General features: G+C 31.2%; 18 protein-coding genes, 1 tRNA gene and 1 pseudogene. 6 read left to right on the top strand and 14 right to left on the bottom strand.

Annotation, left to right across the window (positions count from 1 at the left end):
- Window positions 1-283: 283 nt before the first annotated feature.
- The 5 genes from B3578_RS11055 to B3578_RS11035 all read right to left on the bottom strand — a co-directional run bounded on the left by B3578_RS11055 (window position 284) and on the right by B3578_RS11035 (window position 4,637).
- The gene (locus B3578_RS11055; RefSeq protein WP_125348772.1) at window positions 284-1,144 is read right to left on the bottom strand and encodes a fumarylacetoacetate hydrolase family protein; all 861 of its coding nucleotides are present in this window, start codon (window positions 1,142-1,144) and stop codon (window positions 284-286) included.
- Window positions 1,145-1,267: 123 nt separating this feature from the next.
- On the bottom strand, window positions 1,268-2,407 hold the full coding sequence (locus tag B3578_RS11050) for an acyl-CoA dehydrogenase family protein (RefSeq protein ID WP_115001412.1): 1,140 nt from the start codon (window positions 2,405-2,407) through the stop codon (window positions 1,268-1,270).
- A gap of 52 nt (window positions 2,408-2,459) precedes the next feature.
- The gene (locus B3578_RS11045) at window positions 2,460-3,281 is read right to left on the bottom strand and encodes a porin family protein (RefSeq protein ID WP_291048687.1); all 822 of its coding nucleotides are present in this window, start codon (window positions 3,279-3,281) and stop codon (window positions 2,460-2,462) included.
- Between the two features lie 26 nt (window positions 3,282-3,307).
- The gene (gene ubiE / locus B3578_RS11040) at window positions 3,308-4,048 is read right to left on the bottom strand and encodes a bifunctional demethylmenaquinone methyltransferase/2-methoxy-6-polyprenyl-1,4-benzoquinol methylase UbiE (protein WP_038334486.1); all 741 of its coding nucleotides are present in this window, start codon (window positions 4,046-4,048) and stop codon (window positions 3,308-3,310) included.
- Window positions 4,049-4,073: 25 nt separating this feature from the next.
- The gene (locus tag B3578_RS11035; RefSeq protein WP_291048683.1) at window positions 4,074-4,637 is read right to left on the bottom strand and encodes a hypothetical protein; all 564 of its coding nucleotides are present in this window, start codon (window positions 4,635-4,637) and stop codon (window positions 4,074-4,076) included.
- 123 nt (window positions 4,638-4,760) lie between these two features.
- On the opposite strand from B3578_RS11035, the gene B3578_RS11030 reads away from it, so the two are divergent.
- Both B3578_RS11030 and aroC read left to right on the top strand, forming a co-directional pair.
- On the top strand, window positions 4,761-5,834 hold the full coding sequence (locus tag B3578_RS11030) for a 3-oxoacyl-ACP synthase III family protein (protein WP_291048680.1): 1,074 nt from the start codon (window positions 4,761-4,763) through the stop codon (window positions 5,832-5,834).
- A 23-nt stretch (window positions 5,835-5,857) separates the two neighbouring features.
- Window positions 5,858-6,916, top strand: coding sequence for a chorismate synthase (gene aroC / locus B3578_RS11025; RefSeq protein WP_115001405.1), 1,059 nt, complete (start codon window positions 5,858-5,860; stop codon window positions 6,914-6,916).
- Window positions 6,917-7,046: 130 nt separating this feature from the next.
- On the opposite strand, the gene B3578_RS11020 is transcribed toward aroC, so the two are convergent.
- A complete protein-coding gene (locus B3578_RS11020) occupies window positions 7,047-7,727 on the bottom strand; it encodes a LytR/AlgR family response regulator transcription factor (RefSeq protein ID WP_125348776.1) in 681 nt (226 codons plus the stop codon).
- Complete coding sequence (locus B3578_RS11015) at window positions 7,714-8,454, bottom strand: sensor histidine kinase (RefSeq protein ID WP_185144074.1); 741 nt, start codon at window positions 8,452-8,454, stop codon at window positions 7,714-7,716. The genes B3578_RS11020 and B3578_RS11015 overlap by 14 nt, the downstream gene beginning before the upstream one ends.
- A 469-nt stretch (window positions 8,455-8,923) precedes the next feature.
- Between B3578_RS11015 and B3578_RS11010 the strand changes: the two genes are divergently transcribed.
- Entirely contained in the window at window positions 8,924-9,748 is an 825-nt protein-coding gene (locus B3578_RS11010; RefSeq protein ID WP_280038012.1) for a DUF5694 domain-containing protein, read from the top strand.
- Window positions 9,749-9,957: 209 nt separating this feature from the next.
- Here B3578_RS11010 and rplI read toward each other — a convergent pair.
- From rplI to rpsF, 3 genes and pseudogenes are all read right to left on the bottom strand, one after another.
- Window positions 9,958-10,455, bottom strand: a pseudogene (gene rplI, locus B3578_RS11005) (50S ribosomal protein L9); the annotation flags it as partial.
- A 21-nt stretch (window positions 10,456-10,476) separates the two neighbouring features.
- A complete protein-coding gene (gene rpsR / locus B3578_RS11000; RefSeq protein WP_019976570.1) occupies window positions 10,477-10,779 on the bottom strand; it encodes a 30S ribosomal protein S18 in 303 nt (100 codons plus the stop codon).
- An 8-nt stretch (window positions 10,780-10,787) separates the two neighbouring features.
- Entirely contained in the window at window positions 10,788-11,135 is a 348-nt protein-coding gene (rpsF, locus tag B3578_RS10995; protein WP_038334492.1) for a 30S ribosomal protein S6, read from the bottom strand.
- Between the two features lie 338 nt (window positions 11,136-11,473).
- On the opposite strand from rpsF, the gene B3578_RS10990 reads away from it, so the two are divergent.
- Window positions 11,474-12,778 (top strand): aminopeptidase P family protein, encoded by a 1,305-nt coding sequence (locus tag B3578_RS10990; RefSeq protein WP_180904959.1) that lies wholly within the window; start codon window positions 11,474-11,476, stop codon window positions 12,776-12,778.
- Window positions 12,779-12,851: 73 nt separating this feature from the next.
- Here the strand turns inward: B3578_RS10990 and pncB are convergent, their stop codons facing one another.
- Both pncB and B3578_RS10980 read right to left on the bottom strand, forming a co-directional pair.
- Window positions 12,852-14,054 (bottom strand): nicotinate phosphoribosyltransferase, encoded by a 1,203-nt coding sequence (pncB, locus tag B3578_RS10985; RefSeq protein ID WP_280062556.1) that lies wholly within the window; start codon window positions 14,052-14,054, stop codon window positions 12,852-12,854.
- A 96-nt stretch (window positions 14,055-14,150) separates the two neighbouring features.
- Complete coding sequence (locus B3578_RS10980) at window positions 14,151-14,906, bottom strand: hypothetical protein (RefSeq protein ID WP_286494656.1); 756 nt, start codon at window positions 14,904-14,906, stop codon at window positions 14,151-14,153.
- A 67-nt stretch (window positions 14,907-14,973) separates the two neighbouring features.
- On the opposite strand from B3578_RS10980, the gene B3578_RS10975 reads away from it, so the two are divergent.
- Window positions 14,974-15,387: an RNA-binding S4 domain-containing protein gene (locus B3578_RS10975; RefSeq protein ID WP_180904955.1), complete on the top strand. Its 414-nt coding sequence runs from the start codon at window positions 14,974-14,976 to the stop codon at window positions 15,385-15,387.
- On the opposite strand, the gene B3578_RS10970 is transcribed toward B3578_RS10975, so the two are convergent.
- The gene (locus tag B3578_RS10970) at window positions 15,384-15,911 is read right to left on the bottom strand and encodes a shikimate kinase (protein ID WP_180904953.1); all 528 of its coding nucleotides are present in this window, start codon (window positions 15,909-15,911) and stop codon (window positions 15,384-15,386) included. The two genes, B3578_RS10975 and B3578_RS10970, sit on opposite strands and share 4 nt — an antisense overlap.
- Window positions 15,912-15,913: 2 nt before the next feature.
- A complete protein-coding gene (locus B3578_RS10965) occupies window positions 15,914-16,519 on the bottom strand; it encodes a hypothetical protein (RefSeq protein WP_180904952.1) in 606 nt (201 codons plus the stop codon).
- A 298-nt stretch (window positions 16,520-16,817) separates the two neighbouring features.
- On the opposite strand from B3578_RS10965, the gene B3578_RS10960 reads away from it, so the two are divergent.
- Window positions 16,818-16,890, top strand: a tRNA-Lys gene (locus B3578_RS10960).
- Window positions 16,891-16,999: the final 109 nt, after the last annotated feature.

Below are 16,999 nucleotides of genomic sequence, written 5' to 3'. Positions count from 1 at the left end.
AATGTACAAAATGATTCTGTTTTCCCAAAAGATTTTAGGAATTATTCGTCATTTTGATGGATTTGTACCATTTAGATGGTTGTCAAAACGTTTGCAAAATTACGTTAATTAATTGAATATCCAATATTTTTTTCGAATTAGACGTTCTATTTAATCGATTGATTGTATGAAAAAGAATTCGTTTTATTGTTTAATCAATTAAGTATGACGCTAAACAAAATTTAAAAACCGTGCAATTCAAAATTTAAATTGCACGGTTTTTTTTATTGTAAGATATCTTATTTTAACCTCTTGAGAAAGGTAAAATAGTTTGAGTTGTAGAACCTAAACCTTCAATTCCATATTCGATAACATCTCCTGGTTTTAGCCAAACTTGAGGTGTTTTTCCCATTCCTGATCCTGCAGGTGAACCTGTAGAAATAATATCTCCAGGTAAGAAAGACATAAATTGAGATAGGTAAGAAATTAATTTAGGAATACGGTAAATAAAATCACTTGTATTACCATCTTGCATTAATTCTCCGTTTAATTTTAACCAAACACGTAAATTATTTACATCCTCGATTTCGTCTTTTGTTGCAATAAAAGGTCCAACAGGTGCAAATGTATCACATCCTTTTCCTTTGTCCCAAGTTCCTCCACGTTCTGTTTGGAAAGCACGCTCAGAAATATCATTAATTAAGGCATAACCATATACGTGATTCATTGCCTCTTCTTCCGTTACATTATTTGCTTTTTCACCAATAATAATACAAAGTTCTGTTTCCCAGTCCATTTTTGTAGAACCATTTGGTTGCATAATTCCGTCTTCTGGTCCGTTAAACGATTGATTAGCTTTGATAAACATAATCGGTTCTGCTTGTTGTTGTAAACCTGTTTCTTTTACGTGATCATCAAAGTTAAGACCTACACAAACAATTTTTCCTGGGCGAGTTAAAGGTGTACCAATACGTACATCATCTTCAACTAATGGCAAGCTGTTAATGTTAAGCTCGATATATTTTTGTAAAGTTTCTTGTTTTTCTGTATTTCCAAAAAAATCATCATCATAAATAATTCCTGATGCTGAAACATCGAATTTTTTCTCATCGATGATTACACCTGATTTCTCCTGACCTTTTGGTCCGAATCTAAAAATTTTCATCTTCTTTATATTTTTTCCGCCACAAATATACGACGTATTGTTTTTTGATTAAATAAATAAAAAAAGACATCTGTCATTAACAGATGTCTTATAAAGATAAAAAATAATTATATTTATTTAAAATTATTTAGCAATTCCTCTCGAAATTACAATTTTTTGAATTTCTGATGTTCCTTCGTAAATCTGAGTAATTTTTGCATCGCGCATCATACGTTCTACATGATACTCGCGAACATAACCATTTCCTCCATGAATTTGAACGGCTTCCGAAGCAACTTCGTTCGCTGTTTTAGAAGCAAATAGTTTTGCCATTGCACCAGAAATAGAAATATCTTTTCCTTCGTCTTTCTCAACCGCAGCTTTAAAACATAACATACGAGCAGCTGTAATATTAGTTGCCATATCTGCTAATTTGAATGCAACAGCTTGGTGATTGATGATTTCTGTTTTGAATGCTTTACGAATTTTTGCATAATCTAACGCTAATTCATAAGCACCTTGTGCAATTCCTAAAGCTTGAGAAGCGATACCAATACGTCCTCCGTTTAAGACATTCATTGCGAAAGCAAATCCAAATCCGTCTTCACCAATACGGTTTTCTTTTGGCACTTTAACATCATTAAAGAATAATGAATGTGTGTCAGAACCACGGATTCCCATTTTTTGTTCTTTTGGTCCAATTTCGAAGCCTGCCCATCCTTTTTCTACGATGAAAGCATTGATTCCTTTGTGACCTTTTTCTGGATCAGTTTGAGCGATTACTAAATAAGTAGAAGCTGTTCCACCATTCGTAATCCAGTTTTTTGTACCATTTAATAAATAGTGATCTCCCATATCTACCGCAGTAGTTTTTTGAGAAGTTGCATCAGAACCAGCGTCTGGCTCAGATAAACAAAATGCTCCAATCACTTGACCAGAAGCTAATGGTACTAAATATTTTTGTTTTTGATCTTCGTTACAATATTTTTCCATACCAGCACAAACCAAAGAGTTGTTAACTGACATGACAACAGCAGCAGAAGCATCAACTTTAGCTATTTCTTCCATTGCAATGACATAAGAAACACTATCTAAACCAGATCCTCCGTATTTTGGGTCAACCATCATACCTAAGAATCCAAGTTCTCCCATTTTTTTTACTGCATCAGTTGGGAAAGTAGATGTTTCGTCGCGTTCGATAACTCCTGGTAATAATTCGGCTTTAGCGAAATCACGAGCAGCTTCTTGAATCATTAATTGTTCTTCCGATAATTGAAAATTCATGTGATTATATTATTTATGGTTTTTATTATTTTATGATTATGACTTTAAATTTTTATTCAAATTTTAGAGAAAAAACAAATGCTCTGGTTGATAATGAATTTAAACTTCCTGTCCAATATGGTACTGTTATTTGACTTCCAGGATTTCTAGGGTCATCTATAGTAGAATTATCAGGAACAATTTCATTATTAAAGAAGAACATACCTTTTAGAGCTGGTGTAAGTTTAAATCGTTTGAAATAAATTTCAACTCCAATTTCTGCTTGCCAGTTAAAGTTATTCGTTGTTGTTCTGAAAACTCCAGTAGCGTTATCGTCTTCTTTATTTTCGTTCGATTGTAAATTCATTAGATAACCCAAACCTCCTTGAATATATGGACGTGTATTGAACCAACGATCTCCGTGAAAGTTAAGTAACAATGGGATTTCGATATAAGTAGATTTTACTTCACGCATCACTTTAGATGGATCATCAATAGTTTCACCAGTTACTGGATCTAAATAGTTATTGAAATGTAAAATACGTTGCGCAAAATGCAATCCTGGTTCTGATTTTAAATCAATATAATCATTTACTCGCATTTTTGCGATTAATCCAACAGAGAAACCAGCTTTACTTTCTTGATCTAAATAAACTAAACCGTGTTCATTTACTCCATCATCTTCTGGAATTTGAGGAGTTCCTGGCAATGGATTTGTTTGTGCTTTTGGAACAATCTTGTAACTCATCATATTAGTTCCCAAGAAATATCCAAAACTAAATTTTTTCTGATCAGTTTCAGTTCTGTTTTCGCTTCTGTCATTATTAGGGCGAAACTGCGCATTTGCAATGCTAGCAACAGTTAACGATAATGCGATGATTAGATTTTTTCTCATAGACTTTCAACGAATAACAAGCAAATTTATTTTATACTCTTATAAATGCTTGCAATACCAAAAGTAAGTTTTTTATCAATAGGTTGTGTAAATTTTACACTTTTCAGAATGTTTTTCATTTCTTCTCCATGTGGAAAAGCACGAACTGAATCTGGTAAATAGGTATAAGCACTTTGATCTTTCGAAACCATTTTACCAATTGCAGGTAAAATATTTTTAGAATAAAATGTGTACAACTGTTTCATTGGAAAAGCTGTAGGATAAGAAAATTCTAAAATAACGAAAGTTCCTCCAGGTCTTAAAACACGATTAATTTCTGCTAAACCTTTCTCTAGGTTTTCAAAATTACGAACACCAAAAGATACGGTTACACAGTCAAAAGTGTTATCAGGAAAAGGTAAATTTTCCGAATCACCTTGTACCATTTCGATACGATTTTCTAATCCAGCTTCTTTTACTTTTTTGCGACCAACTTCCAACATTCCGTTAGATAAGTCTAATCCAGTAATTTTTGCATCGGTATTTTTACCCATCATAATTGCCAAATCTCCTGTTCCAGTCGCGATATCTAAAATCGTTTTTGGTTGAGAAGCTTTTACCATTTTGATAACATCTTTTCGCCATTGAATGTCGATTCCCATTGATAAAACACGGTTTAATAAATCGTATTTTGGCGAAATATTATCGAACATTTGCTCGACTTGTTTCTTTTTATTTAGATCTGATGCTTCGTAAGGAGTTACTGCATCGTGTTGATGATTTGCCATTTTGTAAAGTTATAAAATCTAAATCTTATTCGTAATTCTCGAAATAAAATTGTTTAAAATCTTCTTTGTTAAATATTTTCGATAAATCAGTTGCTTTCTCGCTTCCACTACTTTTTATGAACATTTTAGGATAATCTTGATCGATGTTATAGTAAAAGTTTTCGATGTATAATTGAGAAGATTTTTCGATAATTCCGTGATAAATCTTGTTATCTATTGCAATATTGTTTGATAAAAAGATAGAATCTTTATTTTTTCTAACACCATAAGGTCGTGTAAATGTATAATATTCTTGATGCGTTGGATTTATAAAACCATTTGCTCTCGTAATATCTACAACTGTATCTACATTTTTGTTATTAAAACTATAAACGATATGCGCTTTTCCTTTTTTCAAGTCTACTCTTGCATTTTGTTGCGGTGCAATTGTAAAATCTTTATCGTTAATTTTGATTGTCAAGGTTTTGTTTGATGGATTGTCAATCACATACCCATCTTTTTTGCTCAAAAAAGTGTTATAAACAACAACGATCAAAGCAGCTAATCCACAGACGATTAAAAGACCAATTAATGAAGGATTTTTTTTCATGCTGCTAAATTAATTATACTTTATTAATTTCGGCATGAGTTATTACATATTTTTCATGACTATTTTAATGAAATGTGTAACTTTGTCGCTATTATTTTTTTATTAAAATTGAACAATATTAATATGATAAACTCTGTAATTACAGGTTCTGGACACTATTTACCAAATAGAATTGTTACGAACGAAGATTTTGTTAACCACGAATTTTATGACGAAAGTGGAAATCGTTTGGATAAAACTGGTGAAGAAATTACGCGTAAATTTGAGGAAATTACAGAAATCAGAGAAAGAAGATATGTAGAAGATGATTTATTAAATTCTGATATCGCAACTTTTGCTGCTAAAAAAGCAATTGAAGAATCTGGCGTTAATCCAGAAGAATTAGATTATATAATCGTTGGGCACAATTTTGGAGATATTGATCCTGTTGGTCATCAAATTGATATTATGCCGTCAATTTCGGCAAAAGTAAAACACAATTTAGGAATCAAAAACCTAAAATGTAAACCTTATGATATGACATTTGGTTGTCCAGGTTGGATAGAATCATTGATTTTAGGACATCAATTTATTCAAGCAAATATTGCAAAGAAAGTTTTGGTAATCGGTTCTGATACGTTATCTCGTGCTGTAGATCCGCATGATCGTTCTGCGATGATTTTTGCAGATGGAGCAGGAGCAGTTGTTTTGGAAGCGAAAGAAGCTGATTATAAATATGGAATCATCAATCACGAAACGTTAAGTTATACAGGTGATGAATTGGCTTACTTGACAAATGGACGTTCTGCAAATCCAGATTATAAAGGTTCAATCAAAACAATTAATATGAAAGGTCGTAAAGTTTACGAATTCGTATTAAAAAATGTTCCACCAGCAATTAAAGAATTGTTAGATGAAACAAATTTATCAATTACCGATATTGATAAAATTTTATTGCACCAAGCAAATGCAAAAATGGATCATGCAATGATAGAGCGTTTATACAAATTATATGGTGTAGCTGTACCAGAAAAAATTGATCCAATGACGGTTCAATTCTTAGGAAATACATCTGTAGCAACGGTTCCTACAATGTTTGATTTAATAAAAAAAGGAGAATTAGCTCCTCATCAATTTCACGCAAATGATATAATTATTTTAGCTTCTGTTGGAGCTGCAATGAATGTTAATGCAGTGATTTATCAATTCGAAAAATAAAAACAAAAAACACATATACTATTGTGAATACATTCGGAAGACTATTTAAAATTTCAACTTTTGGCGAAAGTCATGGTGTAGCGATTGGAGGTGTAATTGATGGCGTTCCAAGTGGAATCGAATTAGATTTTGATTGGATACAAGCGCAATTAGATCGTCGTAAACCAGGACAATCTGCAATTGTGACACAACGAAAAGAACCAGATACAGTACAATTTCTTTCAGGTATTTTTGAAGGAAAAACAACAGGTGCTTCTATCGGGTTTATTATTCCGAATGATAATCAAAAATCTCACGATTACGATCATATAAAAGACGTTTTTCGTCCTTCTCATGCCGATTTTACATACGAAACCAAATATGGTGTTCGCGATCATAGAGGTGGAGGAAGAACTTCTGCGCGAGAAACGGCTAATTGGGTTGTTGGTGGTGCTGTTGCAAAACATGTGATTCCAAATATCAATATTACAGCTTATGTAAGCGGAGTAGGTGAGTTGAAGTTGGATAATGATTATTCTACATTAGATTTTTCTAAAATTGAAGAAACGGCAGTTCGTTGTCCAGATCTAGAAATGGCAGAAAAAATGATTAATCGTATCAAAGAAATTCGCAAAGAAGGTGATACAATTGGAGGTGAAGTAACTTGTGTTATTCAAAATGTGCCAGTTGGTTTAGGTGAACCAATTTTTGATAAATTGCATGCACGTTTAGGACAGGCGATGATGTCGATAAATGCCGTAAAAGGTTTTGAATACGGCGAAGGTTTTGCTTCTACATCGATGAAAGGTTCAGAAATGAATGATCAATTCAACCAAGATGGAACAACAAGAACCAATTATTCTGGAGGAATACAAGGTGGAGTTTCAAATGGAATGGATATTTATTTTAAAGTTGCTTTCAAGCCAGTTGCGACATTAATGCAAGAACAAACAACGTTGAATGCAGATGGCAAAATGGTAGAAATGCATGGAAAAGGTCGTCACGATCCTTGTGTTGTTCCAAGAGCCGTTCCTATTGTAGAAAGTTTAGCTGCGATGGTTTTGGCTGATATGTTGCTGATACAACGAACAAGAAATATATAAACAAAAAACTCCAACCTTTAAAGTTGGAGTTTTTTGTTATTGTCATTCTGAATGCAGTGTTAACGAAATGAAGAATCTGAGATTTTTCGACAAGCTCGAAAAGACAAGTATTTTTTGTTCTTAATAATTCTTAACCAAAATCCTTCATTTCTTTTCGATAAGTTTCTCCAATTGGTAAAATTTTCTGATTGAGATAAACAGAATTTCCATCAATAGAAGTTAAAAAATCAAGATTGATGATATACGAACGATGAATTCTTTTGAAATGATTTGGTAATTTTTCTTCGAAAGACTTCATGGTTTCTAAGACTAATATTTTTTCAGTTTTGGTATGAATTCGAATATAATCTTTCAAACCTTCAATGTAAATTAAATCTGAAAAATTAATTTTTACTTGCTTTCCATTTGCTTTTACAAACAAATAAGTCGACTGATTTTTAGTTGATGTCGTTTGAAAAAAATCAACATATTTTTTTATAGAGGCATCAAAACGTTCTTTCGTAATAGGTTTCAATAAATAATCAACCACATGAAAATTAAAACTTTCTAAAGCATAATCTTGATAAGCTGTTGTGACAATGAATTTCTGAGAATGATCAAGGATTTTCATCAACTGAATTCCAGTCAATTCGGGCATTTGAATATCTGTGAAAATAAGATCAACTTTATTATTTTTGAGAAAATCAATTGCTTCAAAAACTTCAGTTGTTGCAAGTGAAACAATTAAATTTTCATTTTCAGAAGCATGTTTTTTCAATAATTCAACAGCTAAAGGTTCATCGTCTAAAATAATACACTTAATTTTCGTCATTTAATGGAATTTTTAAGTAAATATGAAAGGTTTCATAATCGTTTTTAATTTCGAAAGTATAATTATTTCCGAAATAATAATTCAATCTTTTTTTCAAATTCGTTAATCCAATTCCTGAAGTTTCATCTTTTTGATGTTGATTAATTTTATTTGAAACGGAAATCTCAAGGTATTCAGAATTAGTTTTTAAATTGATTTTAATTGGATGATTAATGTCTTTTACAACACCATGTTTTATTGCATTTTCGATTAAAGGCGAAATAATATATGGATGAATTAATTTTTTAGAATTCTCAATCAAAAATTCTTTTTCGACATAAAATTTTTCTCCATAACGAATCTGCTCCAAATCTAAATATTGATTGATGTAATCAATTTCTCGTTCAATTTCAATTTTATCTTTATTGGTTTCGTAGGTTGTAAAACGCATAATTGCACTCAAATTTTCGATTGCTTTTAACGAATGAGGAGAATTTACACTCACCAAACTATAAATATTATTGAGTGTATTAAACAAAAAATGAGGATTAATTTGAGATTTGAGAAAATTAATTTCAGCTTCTTTTTTCTCTTTTTCAATGATGTTATTTTGTTTTAGTGTATGGATTGAATGGAATGTCATCCATAAAAAAAGTGACGAAAAAACGATAAAAGAACCATAATGTAAATTGTCGTAAATGTAAAAACTAATTGTTGTTCCTTCAAAATAATTGACTTTATGGAACAAAAAATCTGTAATAATTTGCTCAATAAAATAACGAACAATAATGAATGTTGTAAAGGAACATACTATAGAGAATAATATCGATTTCCAATTTATTTTTTTAAGAAAATAGGGGGCAATAAAAAAATAGATAATAAAAATTGTAATTAACTGAACAATATACATTGTTGATGCAAATAATGTAATTGATTTAAAAAATGAATTTCCGTTAGTTAGATTAACTAATCCAATTGTTATGTAATCAAACAGAATGTAAATAACCCAAAAACCTAAAAGTATAAATACGCTTTTTTGATTTGAGAAGCTTAAATTTTTTTTATCATCTTCCATTGTTTTTGTTTTTTGTAAAATTAGATTCTTTTCTACATAAAAGTGAAGTGATTCGTCGATTATTCAAATGGGTTAGTCGATAAATAAAAGTCAATTTTTTCAGAATCATAGAAATTTGAATCATAATTAAAAATTAACTCAAATGAAAAACTTATTTATTGCAATTGCTACATTTATTGGTACTATGAATTTATCTGCTCAAACAAAATATCAATTTCAAACAAAATTTGATGATGCTATTCCAGTTCTTAATATGGGAACTTTTCACATGGGATATACTCCAGATGCAAGTACGACTGAATTTGATGAGAATAACCAAGATAATGTTCGTCAAATACATGAAATAGCAAAGCAGATTGCGGCTTTTAAACCTACAATTATTTTAGTTGAACAAAATCCTTCTCGCAATAAAGTGTTGAATAAACTTTTTCAAGATTATTTACTTAATCCTAAAATGAAGTTTGAAAATCCAAACGAAGTTGAGTTATTGGCTTATGAAGTTGGGAGACTAAGCGGATCGAAGAAAATTTACGGAATTAATTATCAAGAAGATTATCTTTATATGCTTGGTGATTTGTTGAAAGAGCAAGATGATTCGATTACATTCAAAAGATACATTGAAATGTTCCGAAATAATGAATCGAAAAATGGAGTAACAAAAAAAGATGTAAAATTAAAAGAGTTATTGCAGTACTATAATCAACCAGAATTTTTAGATTTTTCTGTTGCAGTTAATGCGGATATGTTAACGACGGTTTCATACAAAAAATATCCAGTAGGAGCAGAGCAAGCGGCGAAATATTATCATAGAAATTTAGCCATGTTCTCAAATATGAATAATGTGCCAATAACAAAAGACGATCGTATTTTTGTATTAATGGGAGCTACACATACGGCTTTCTTTAAAGATTTCTTACGACGTTCACCAAAGTTTAAAGAAGTAAATACGTTAGATTATCTAAAATAAAAGCATAAAAAAAACCTCGCAAATTGCGAGGTTTTTTTTATATAGTTGAATAATAATTATTCTTCTGTAGATGGAGTTTCTTCTGTCGCAACTTCTTCAGATACTTCCTCTTTTTTCGCTTTCTTGTCGTTAGCGTAAATTGGGTTATCATAGTTGAAGAAAGAACCTTCTTCTTTAGTAGCATTAGCTGCTTTTTGAGCATCTAATTTAGCTAATTCTACTCTAGTTTTAGCAGCTTCTTCAGCAGCTTTGATAGATGCAGCATCTGGTACAATTTCAAATCCGAAATCTACTTCAACATCTCTGTGGAAACGAACTTTAGCTTCGTATTTTCCTAAACGTTTGATAGTATTTCCAGGGATTCTAATGTTTTTCTTCTCGATTTCAACACCAGCTTTTACTAAAGCTTCTGCTAAATCTGCATTGTTGATAGATCCAAATAATTTGTCTCCAGAACCAACTTTAGCGTCGATTTTAACAACTAAACCATCTAATTTAGCTGCTTTTTCTTTTGCTGCAGCGATTAATGTAGCTTCTTCTGCTTTACGAGCTTCTAAAACTTCGTTTAATGCTTTTACGTTATTTGGAGTTGCAACTGATGCTAATCCACGAGGGATTAAGAAGTTACGTGCGTATCCAGGTTTTACTGAAACAACTTCAAATTCAAAACCTAAACCTTCTACATCTTGTCTTAAAATTACGTTCATGATATTTTAATATTTAGGTTATTATTTTAATTGATCACCAATAAATGGCATTAATGCTAAGTGACGAGCTCTTTTGATCGCTTTAGAAACTTTTCTTTGGTATTTTAAAGATGTTCCTGTGTAACGACGAGGTAAAATTTTACCTTGCTCATTCACGAATTGAATTAAGAAATCAGCGTCTTTATAGTCAACGTATTTGATTCCAAATTTTTTGAAACGACAATATTTTGAGTTTGATTGTGTTTCGATATCTAAAGGAGATAAATAACGGATTTCTGATTCGCTACCTCCAGCTGCTTTTTTTGCTAAATCGTCAATTGCCATAGCTTTGCTTATTTGTTAGAGTTAGACTTTAATTTTGTTCTACGTTTTTCTGCCCAGTCCATACCGTGTTTGTCTAATTTCACAGTTAAGAAACGGATTACACGCTCATCACGTTTGTAAGCAACTTCTAATTGAGAAACTAACTCGTTATTGTCTGATTTAAATTCTACTAAGTGGTAGAATCCATTTCTTTTGTTTTGAATTGGGTAAGCTAATTTTTTTAAGCCCCAGTTCTCTTTTGCTACGATTTCACCACCGTTAGCAGTAACAAAGTCATTGAATTTATTAACTGCTTCCTCTACCTGAGAATCAGATAGAACGGGAGTCAAAATGAAAACAGTTTCGTAATGTGTCATTTTTAACTTCTTTTAAGTTATTATTTATACTAAAATTCGAGGTGCAAATATATAAATAATAATCCAAATATTACAAATGAATATTTATTGAATTTTTATTAAAACCTTATTTATTGAATATTATCGTTTTATCATATTGATCTTCAAAAAATATTGACTTTTTTTAAAAAAAATTTGCAGTTTAAAAAAAGTAGCTTACATTTGTCAACATAAAAGGCTAATGGCTTTTTCATAGGTTTAGGTTGGTTAAGGTTAAAACCCTCGTTTCTGCGAGGGTTTTCCTTTTTTTTCTAAAAACATCTTCTTAAATTTGGTCATAATAATTAATGTAAAATTTTATGACAACAAAATACAATCCTATTCCAAGCGAGTTATTCGTAAAGAACAGAGCGAAATTTGTAAAAGCAATGAAACCTCGTTCTCTTGCTATTTTCAATTCTAACGATATTTATCCAATTTCTTCAGATTCTACGTTACCGTTTGCACAACATCGTGATATTTTTTATTTATCTGGAGTTGATCAAGAAGAATCTATCTTATTAATTTTTCCTGACGCTTACGATCCTAAATATAAGGAAGTATTATTTGTTCGTGAAACAAACGATCATATTGCAGTTTGGGAAGGAGAAAAATTATCAAAAGCTCAAGCAACAGAAGTCTCTGGAATCAAAACTGTACTTTGGTTACAAGATTTACCAAATGTTTTGCGCAAATTGATGGTAGAAGCAGATAATGTTTATGTAAATAAAAATGAGCATTATCGTGTAACAGAAGCACCTCAAGTAGAAACGCGCGAAGATCGTTTTGTAAAACAATTGAAAGTAGATTATCCTGGACATACTTATTTACGTTCAAACCCTATTTTGCAACGTTTACGTTCTGTAAAAGAACCAGAAGAAATTCAATTGATTCAACAAGCGTGTGATATCACAGAAAAAGGTTTCCGTCGTATTTTAAATTTCGTAAAACCTGGAGTTTGGGAATTCGAAATCGAAGCTGAGTTTGTTCACGAATTTCTTCGTAATCGTTCAAAAGGTTTTGCATACACGCCAATTATTGCGTCTGGAAATAATGCAAATGTGTTACATTATATTCAAAATAATCAAGAATGTAAAGACGGTGATTTGATTTTGTTTGATGTTGCAGCTGAATATGCAAATTATTCATCAGATATGTCACGTACAATTCCAGTTAATGGAAAATATACAAAACGCCAACGCGAAGTTTATGACGCAGTTTTACGTTGTAAAAAAGAAGCGGAAACGATGTTAGTTCCTGGGAATAATTGGTACAAATACCATGAAGAATTAGGAAAAGTTTATACTTCTGAATTGTTAGGTTTAGGTTTGTTGGATAAAGCAGATGTACAAAATGAAGATCCAGCTTGGCCAGCTTACAAAAAATACATGATGCACGGAACGTCTCATCATATGGGATTAGATACACATGATTATGGTTTATTGACTGATGATTTTGTGGCAGGAATGGTTTTCACAAACGAGCCAGGATTCTATATTCCAGCAGAAGGTTTTGGAATTCGTTTGGAAGATGATTATGTAATTCAGAAAGAAGGAAAACCTTTCAACTTGATGCAAAATATTCCATTAGAAGCAGAAGAAATCGAAGATTTAATGAATAAGTAATCTTTCATTATATTAAATGATAACAAAAATGGAACTCAATATTGAGTTCCATTTTTTATTTTAAAGAATATTCTTAATCATTTTCTGGCGCATCATGTGATGGAATGTCATCTAAATCTAACATTTCTTTTGCAAGAGCAATCATACGTGGCGTTCCGGTATGTTTATTTTTTTCGTCCGAAAGTTTTACAACACCTGTCCATTTTATATCAATAGAAGAAATTTCGGTCAATTTCATCACGATATTCATAGGTTTTAAATCAGTGTCGTTTGTTAAGTTGGTTCCAATTCCAAATGATAATCCAATTCTTCCTTTGAAAGCTTTTGTAATCATTTCCACTTTTTCTGAATTTAATCCATCCGAGAAAATAATCGTTTTGAATAAAGGATTGATGCCCATTTTTTCGTAATGCGCAATTGTTTTTTCTCCAAACTCAATCGGATCTCCAGAATCATGACGAACACCATCAAATAATTTAGATAATTTTTTATCAAATTGTCCAAAGAAAACATCCGACGTATAAGTGTCAGTCAAAGCAATTCCTAAATCACCATAATAAACTTTTACCCAACGATCTAAACTGATTGAATTCGCGATTTTGAATCCGTAACGTGCACCATGAAACATAAACCATTCGTGAGCGTGTGTTCCAATTGGTTTTACACCATATTTATGCGCAAAGTGAACATTCGAAGTTCCAACAAAGCTTTTTCCTTTATGGTTTGTTAATTCTTTCATTACCACATCATGAACTTCGTAACTGTGACGACGACGGGTACCAAATTCCGCAACTGTAACGCCAAGACGATTGTATAAATCAACTTTATCGCTTGTACGTTTTGTGATTTCTTCGTTAGAAATGCGTTGCGCATTTGTTAATTTATAGAAAATTTCACTAATCAAACACAAGATTGGAACTTCCCATAAAATAGTACGATACCAATATCCTTCTACGTGAACTTCTACATCAGTACCGTTTTGAGTGATTTTTACTTCATTTGGATCATAGCGATAACCTTGCAAAAAATCTAAATAAGCAGGACTTAAATAAGGGCAATTTATTGTGAAAAAATTTTTTTCGTCTTTGGTTAAAGAAAGCGAAGCCATTGCATTGATTTCTTTTTGCAGTTCTTCCGCAAAACCTTCAGGAAATTGATGTTCACCACGGTTAATGAATTTATAGCGCGCCATTACATCTGGATACAATTTTGTAACGCCAAATTGCATGGTGAATTTATAGAAATCGTTATCGATAATAGATTTTATTATACTCATTTTTTAGGTTTAATTCTAATACATTTTGAAATTTAAAGATAAAAAAAAACCATCAATACAGATGGTTTTTGTAAGATTATCTTATTTTGAAGATAATTATTCTGTTGTTCTTTTTTCGATTTTAGGTAATTCGAAATTGAAAATTATAGTTGCATCTCTATAAGCTGAAAATTCAGTCAATCCTGTGCTTGTAACATAATATTTGTTTCTCGCATAAGCTAAACGAGAAGGTAAAATAATTACACCTTGAAAGTTATACAAGTCAGTTGTAGCACGTTCAGTTGTTTTGAAATGTTTTAATCCTTCTACAAAGTTTTTTAATTCGATGTGTTCTCTTTTTACCCCATTTTTAATTTCAGTTGCTGTTGGTGTAAAGTAATAAAAAGTTGGATCTTGCGTAGCAGAACCATCTCCAGTATTTATACTTGAGTAATAAAACTGATCCAAAGAACCATATTTTCTTTTGTAGTCTGTACTATTTGTTGCAACAAAATATGTTGAAATAGAACTTAGATAAATAGAAGTACTATCATTAGAAATAATAGTTTTTCCTGTTCCTTTATGATTAGGATTTTCGGCATACCAAATTCCTAATTCATCTTGCTTTGCTAAAGATTTTAATGTTGGATAAGCATCATCTTCGTTTCCTTTGATGGTATCAAATTTTGTAAGTACACCTTTAGAGTTGAAGTAAAAATCTTCCATGTATTGTTGAATCGCTTCATCATCTAATGCATTACGTTCTTCAACTGGAATCTTAGTTTCTTTATTCACACCGTTATCATCATCATTATTACATCCTACTAAAACAGCAGAACATGCAATTAAAGTAACGAAGAATTTCTTTATCATGTTATTTCGATTTATATTGCGAATTTAGAAAAAATATTAGTTTAACCTAACAAATATTCAGTTTTAAATGAGATTAGATAAATTTCTTTGGAGTGTTAGATATTATAAAACGAGATCTTTAGCGGCTGATGCGGTTAAAAAAAATCGTGTAAAAGTAAATGGAGATGTAGCAAAAGCGTCGCGAGATATAATTCCAGGTGATGCGATTGAGGTGAGAAAAGATCAAATAAATTTATCTTTTAAAGTATTGCAAGTGCCAAATAATAGAATTGGAGCTAAATTATTAACCTTACATATTGTGGATACAACGCCAAAAGAAGAATATGATGTGTTAGAGCTTCGTAAACTTTCGCAAGATTATTATCGTGAAAGAGGTGAAGGTCGACCAACGAAAAAAGATCGTCGAGATTTGGATGATTATTTAGAAGAGGGAGGAGAAGATACTGAAGGTATCATTATAAAAGGAGAAGATTTGGATTAATTCCAAATCTTCTCCTTTTTAAGATGTTTCATAATTTCGTCCAAAATCTCTAATGTACTTTGGTTTGAAATGCTGATTGTATATTTTGCCTTTTCATAATATTGATTGCGTTCAAATAAATGTTTCGCAATAAACTCCATCATTTCTTCATTAGAAAGATGAGCAATTAAAGGTCGAGTTTCTTTTTTATTTTCCAATCGTTTCACCAATTGCGGTAATTGTACACGCATGAAAAATGAAATTGAATTGTTGGCAATCTCATTCATATTATCGTAATAAACAGGAGTTCCACCGCCTAAAGAAAGCACAATGTTTGTTGAAGTCAGAACTTCTTTTAAGGCTTCTCTTTCTTTTTTACGAAAACCTAATTCGCCTTCTTTTTCAAAAATCTCACTAATTTTTGTTTGATATTTATTTTCGATAAAATCATCAAGATCGATAAATTCGAAACCCAATGCTTTGGCTAAATCTTTTCCGGTAGTCGATTTTCCGCTACCCATATATCCTACTAAAGAAATAATCATGATTAGTCTACTGGTAAGTCTTCTGAATAAAAAATAGTTAATCTCGCATATCCATCAAACGTATCAATTTGATATGAATACGTATTCTCCAAACGTCTTGCATCATAACGTTCAACATTATAAGTTACTTGATAATCTTCGTTAGTAACGATTGAATTTGAATGATGGTATTTAGATTTTGGCGCATCTTTTTTGATTTCTGCTCTATATTGATTCAAGAATTTAATAGGAAAAGAATATGTTAATTTATAAACAATCACTTGCGAAACCTGTATTGCTGTTATTTTATTCAAAAACATCGTTCCTTGATTATTGTTTTTAATCTTCAAAGAATCTAAACGATCTGAATTTTGAATGTATAAATTTTTTCCAAGTTTAGAAACCTTGAAACAACGATCATTCAATTTTTGATGAATAATCTGTGGTTGATCTTTTATTAATTCCTTTAATTCTTTCAATGCAAAATTAGACAAATGTGCATCTTTTGTTTCCTGATTACAATTGTTTGCATATTCAGAATCGGGTACGTCTGCCTCTGGGTTGTCAGATTTTTTACACGACACTATCGAAAACAAAGCAATAATAATATATAGTATATTCTTCTTCATTCTAAAATTTCAATCTTTAAATAGCGTTCCGAAAATAATTTCGGTTCACATAGATTTAGATTTGCTGGATGACAAATATAGTATATAAATCATTTATCAAATATATAAAATGATGTTTCTATGGCTTATTTTTTCAGTTTTCTTATCCGAAATTCTATCTTTCAAAAAAAAACTAAAAATTTATCTAAATTTAAGTTCTTAAAACCGAAATGATTAATTAATAAATTGTAAAAAACTTCACAAAACGTTTGTTAAATTAGTATTAAACGCCCTATATTTGCACTCGATTTAAGAAACCGACCTGGTAGCTCAGTTGGTAGAGCACAACACTTTTAATGTTGGGGTCCTGGGTTCGAGCCCCAGCCAGGTCACTTAGTCAAAACGTTCTTTTTTATATAAAAAAATAAAAACGTCTTTCGTTTTGTAAACTCAGATATAATCGTATATTTGCAGTCCGAAAAAACGGAGACCTGGTAGCTC

It is taken from the genome of Empedobacter sp. UBA1574 (genome assembly GCF_002322895.1).
GTDB lineage: Bacteria > Bacteroidota > Bacteroidia > Flavobacteriales > Weeksellaceae > Empedobacter > Empedobacter falsenii_B.
Note: the sequence above shows the minus strand (reverse complement) of the source record. Positions and strands in the feature narration are given on the sequence as shown.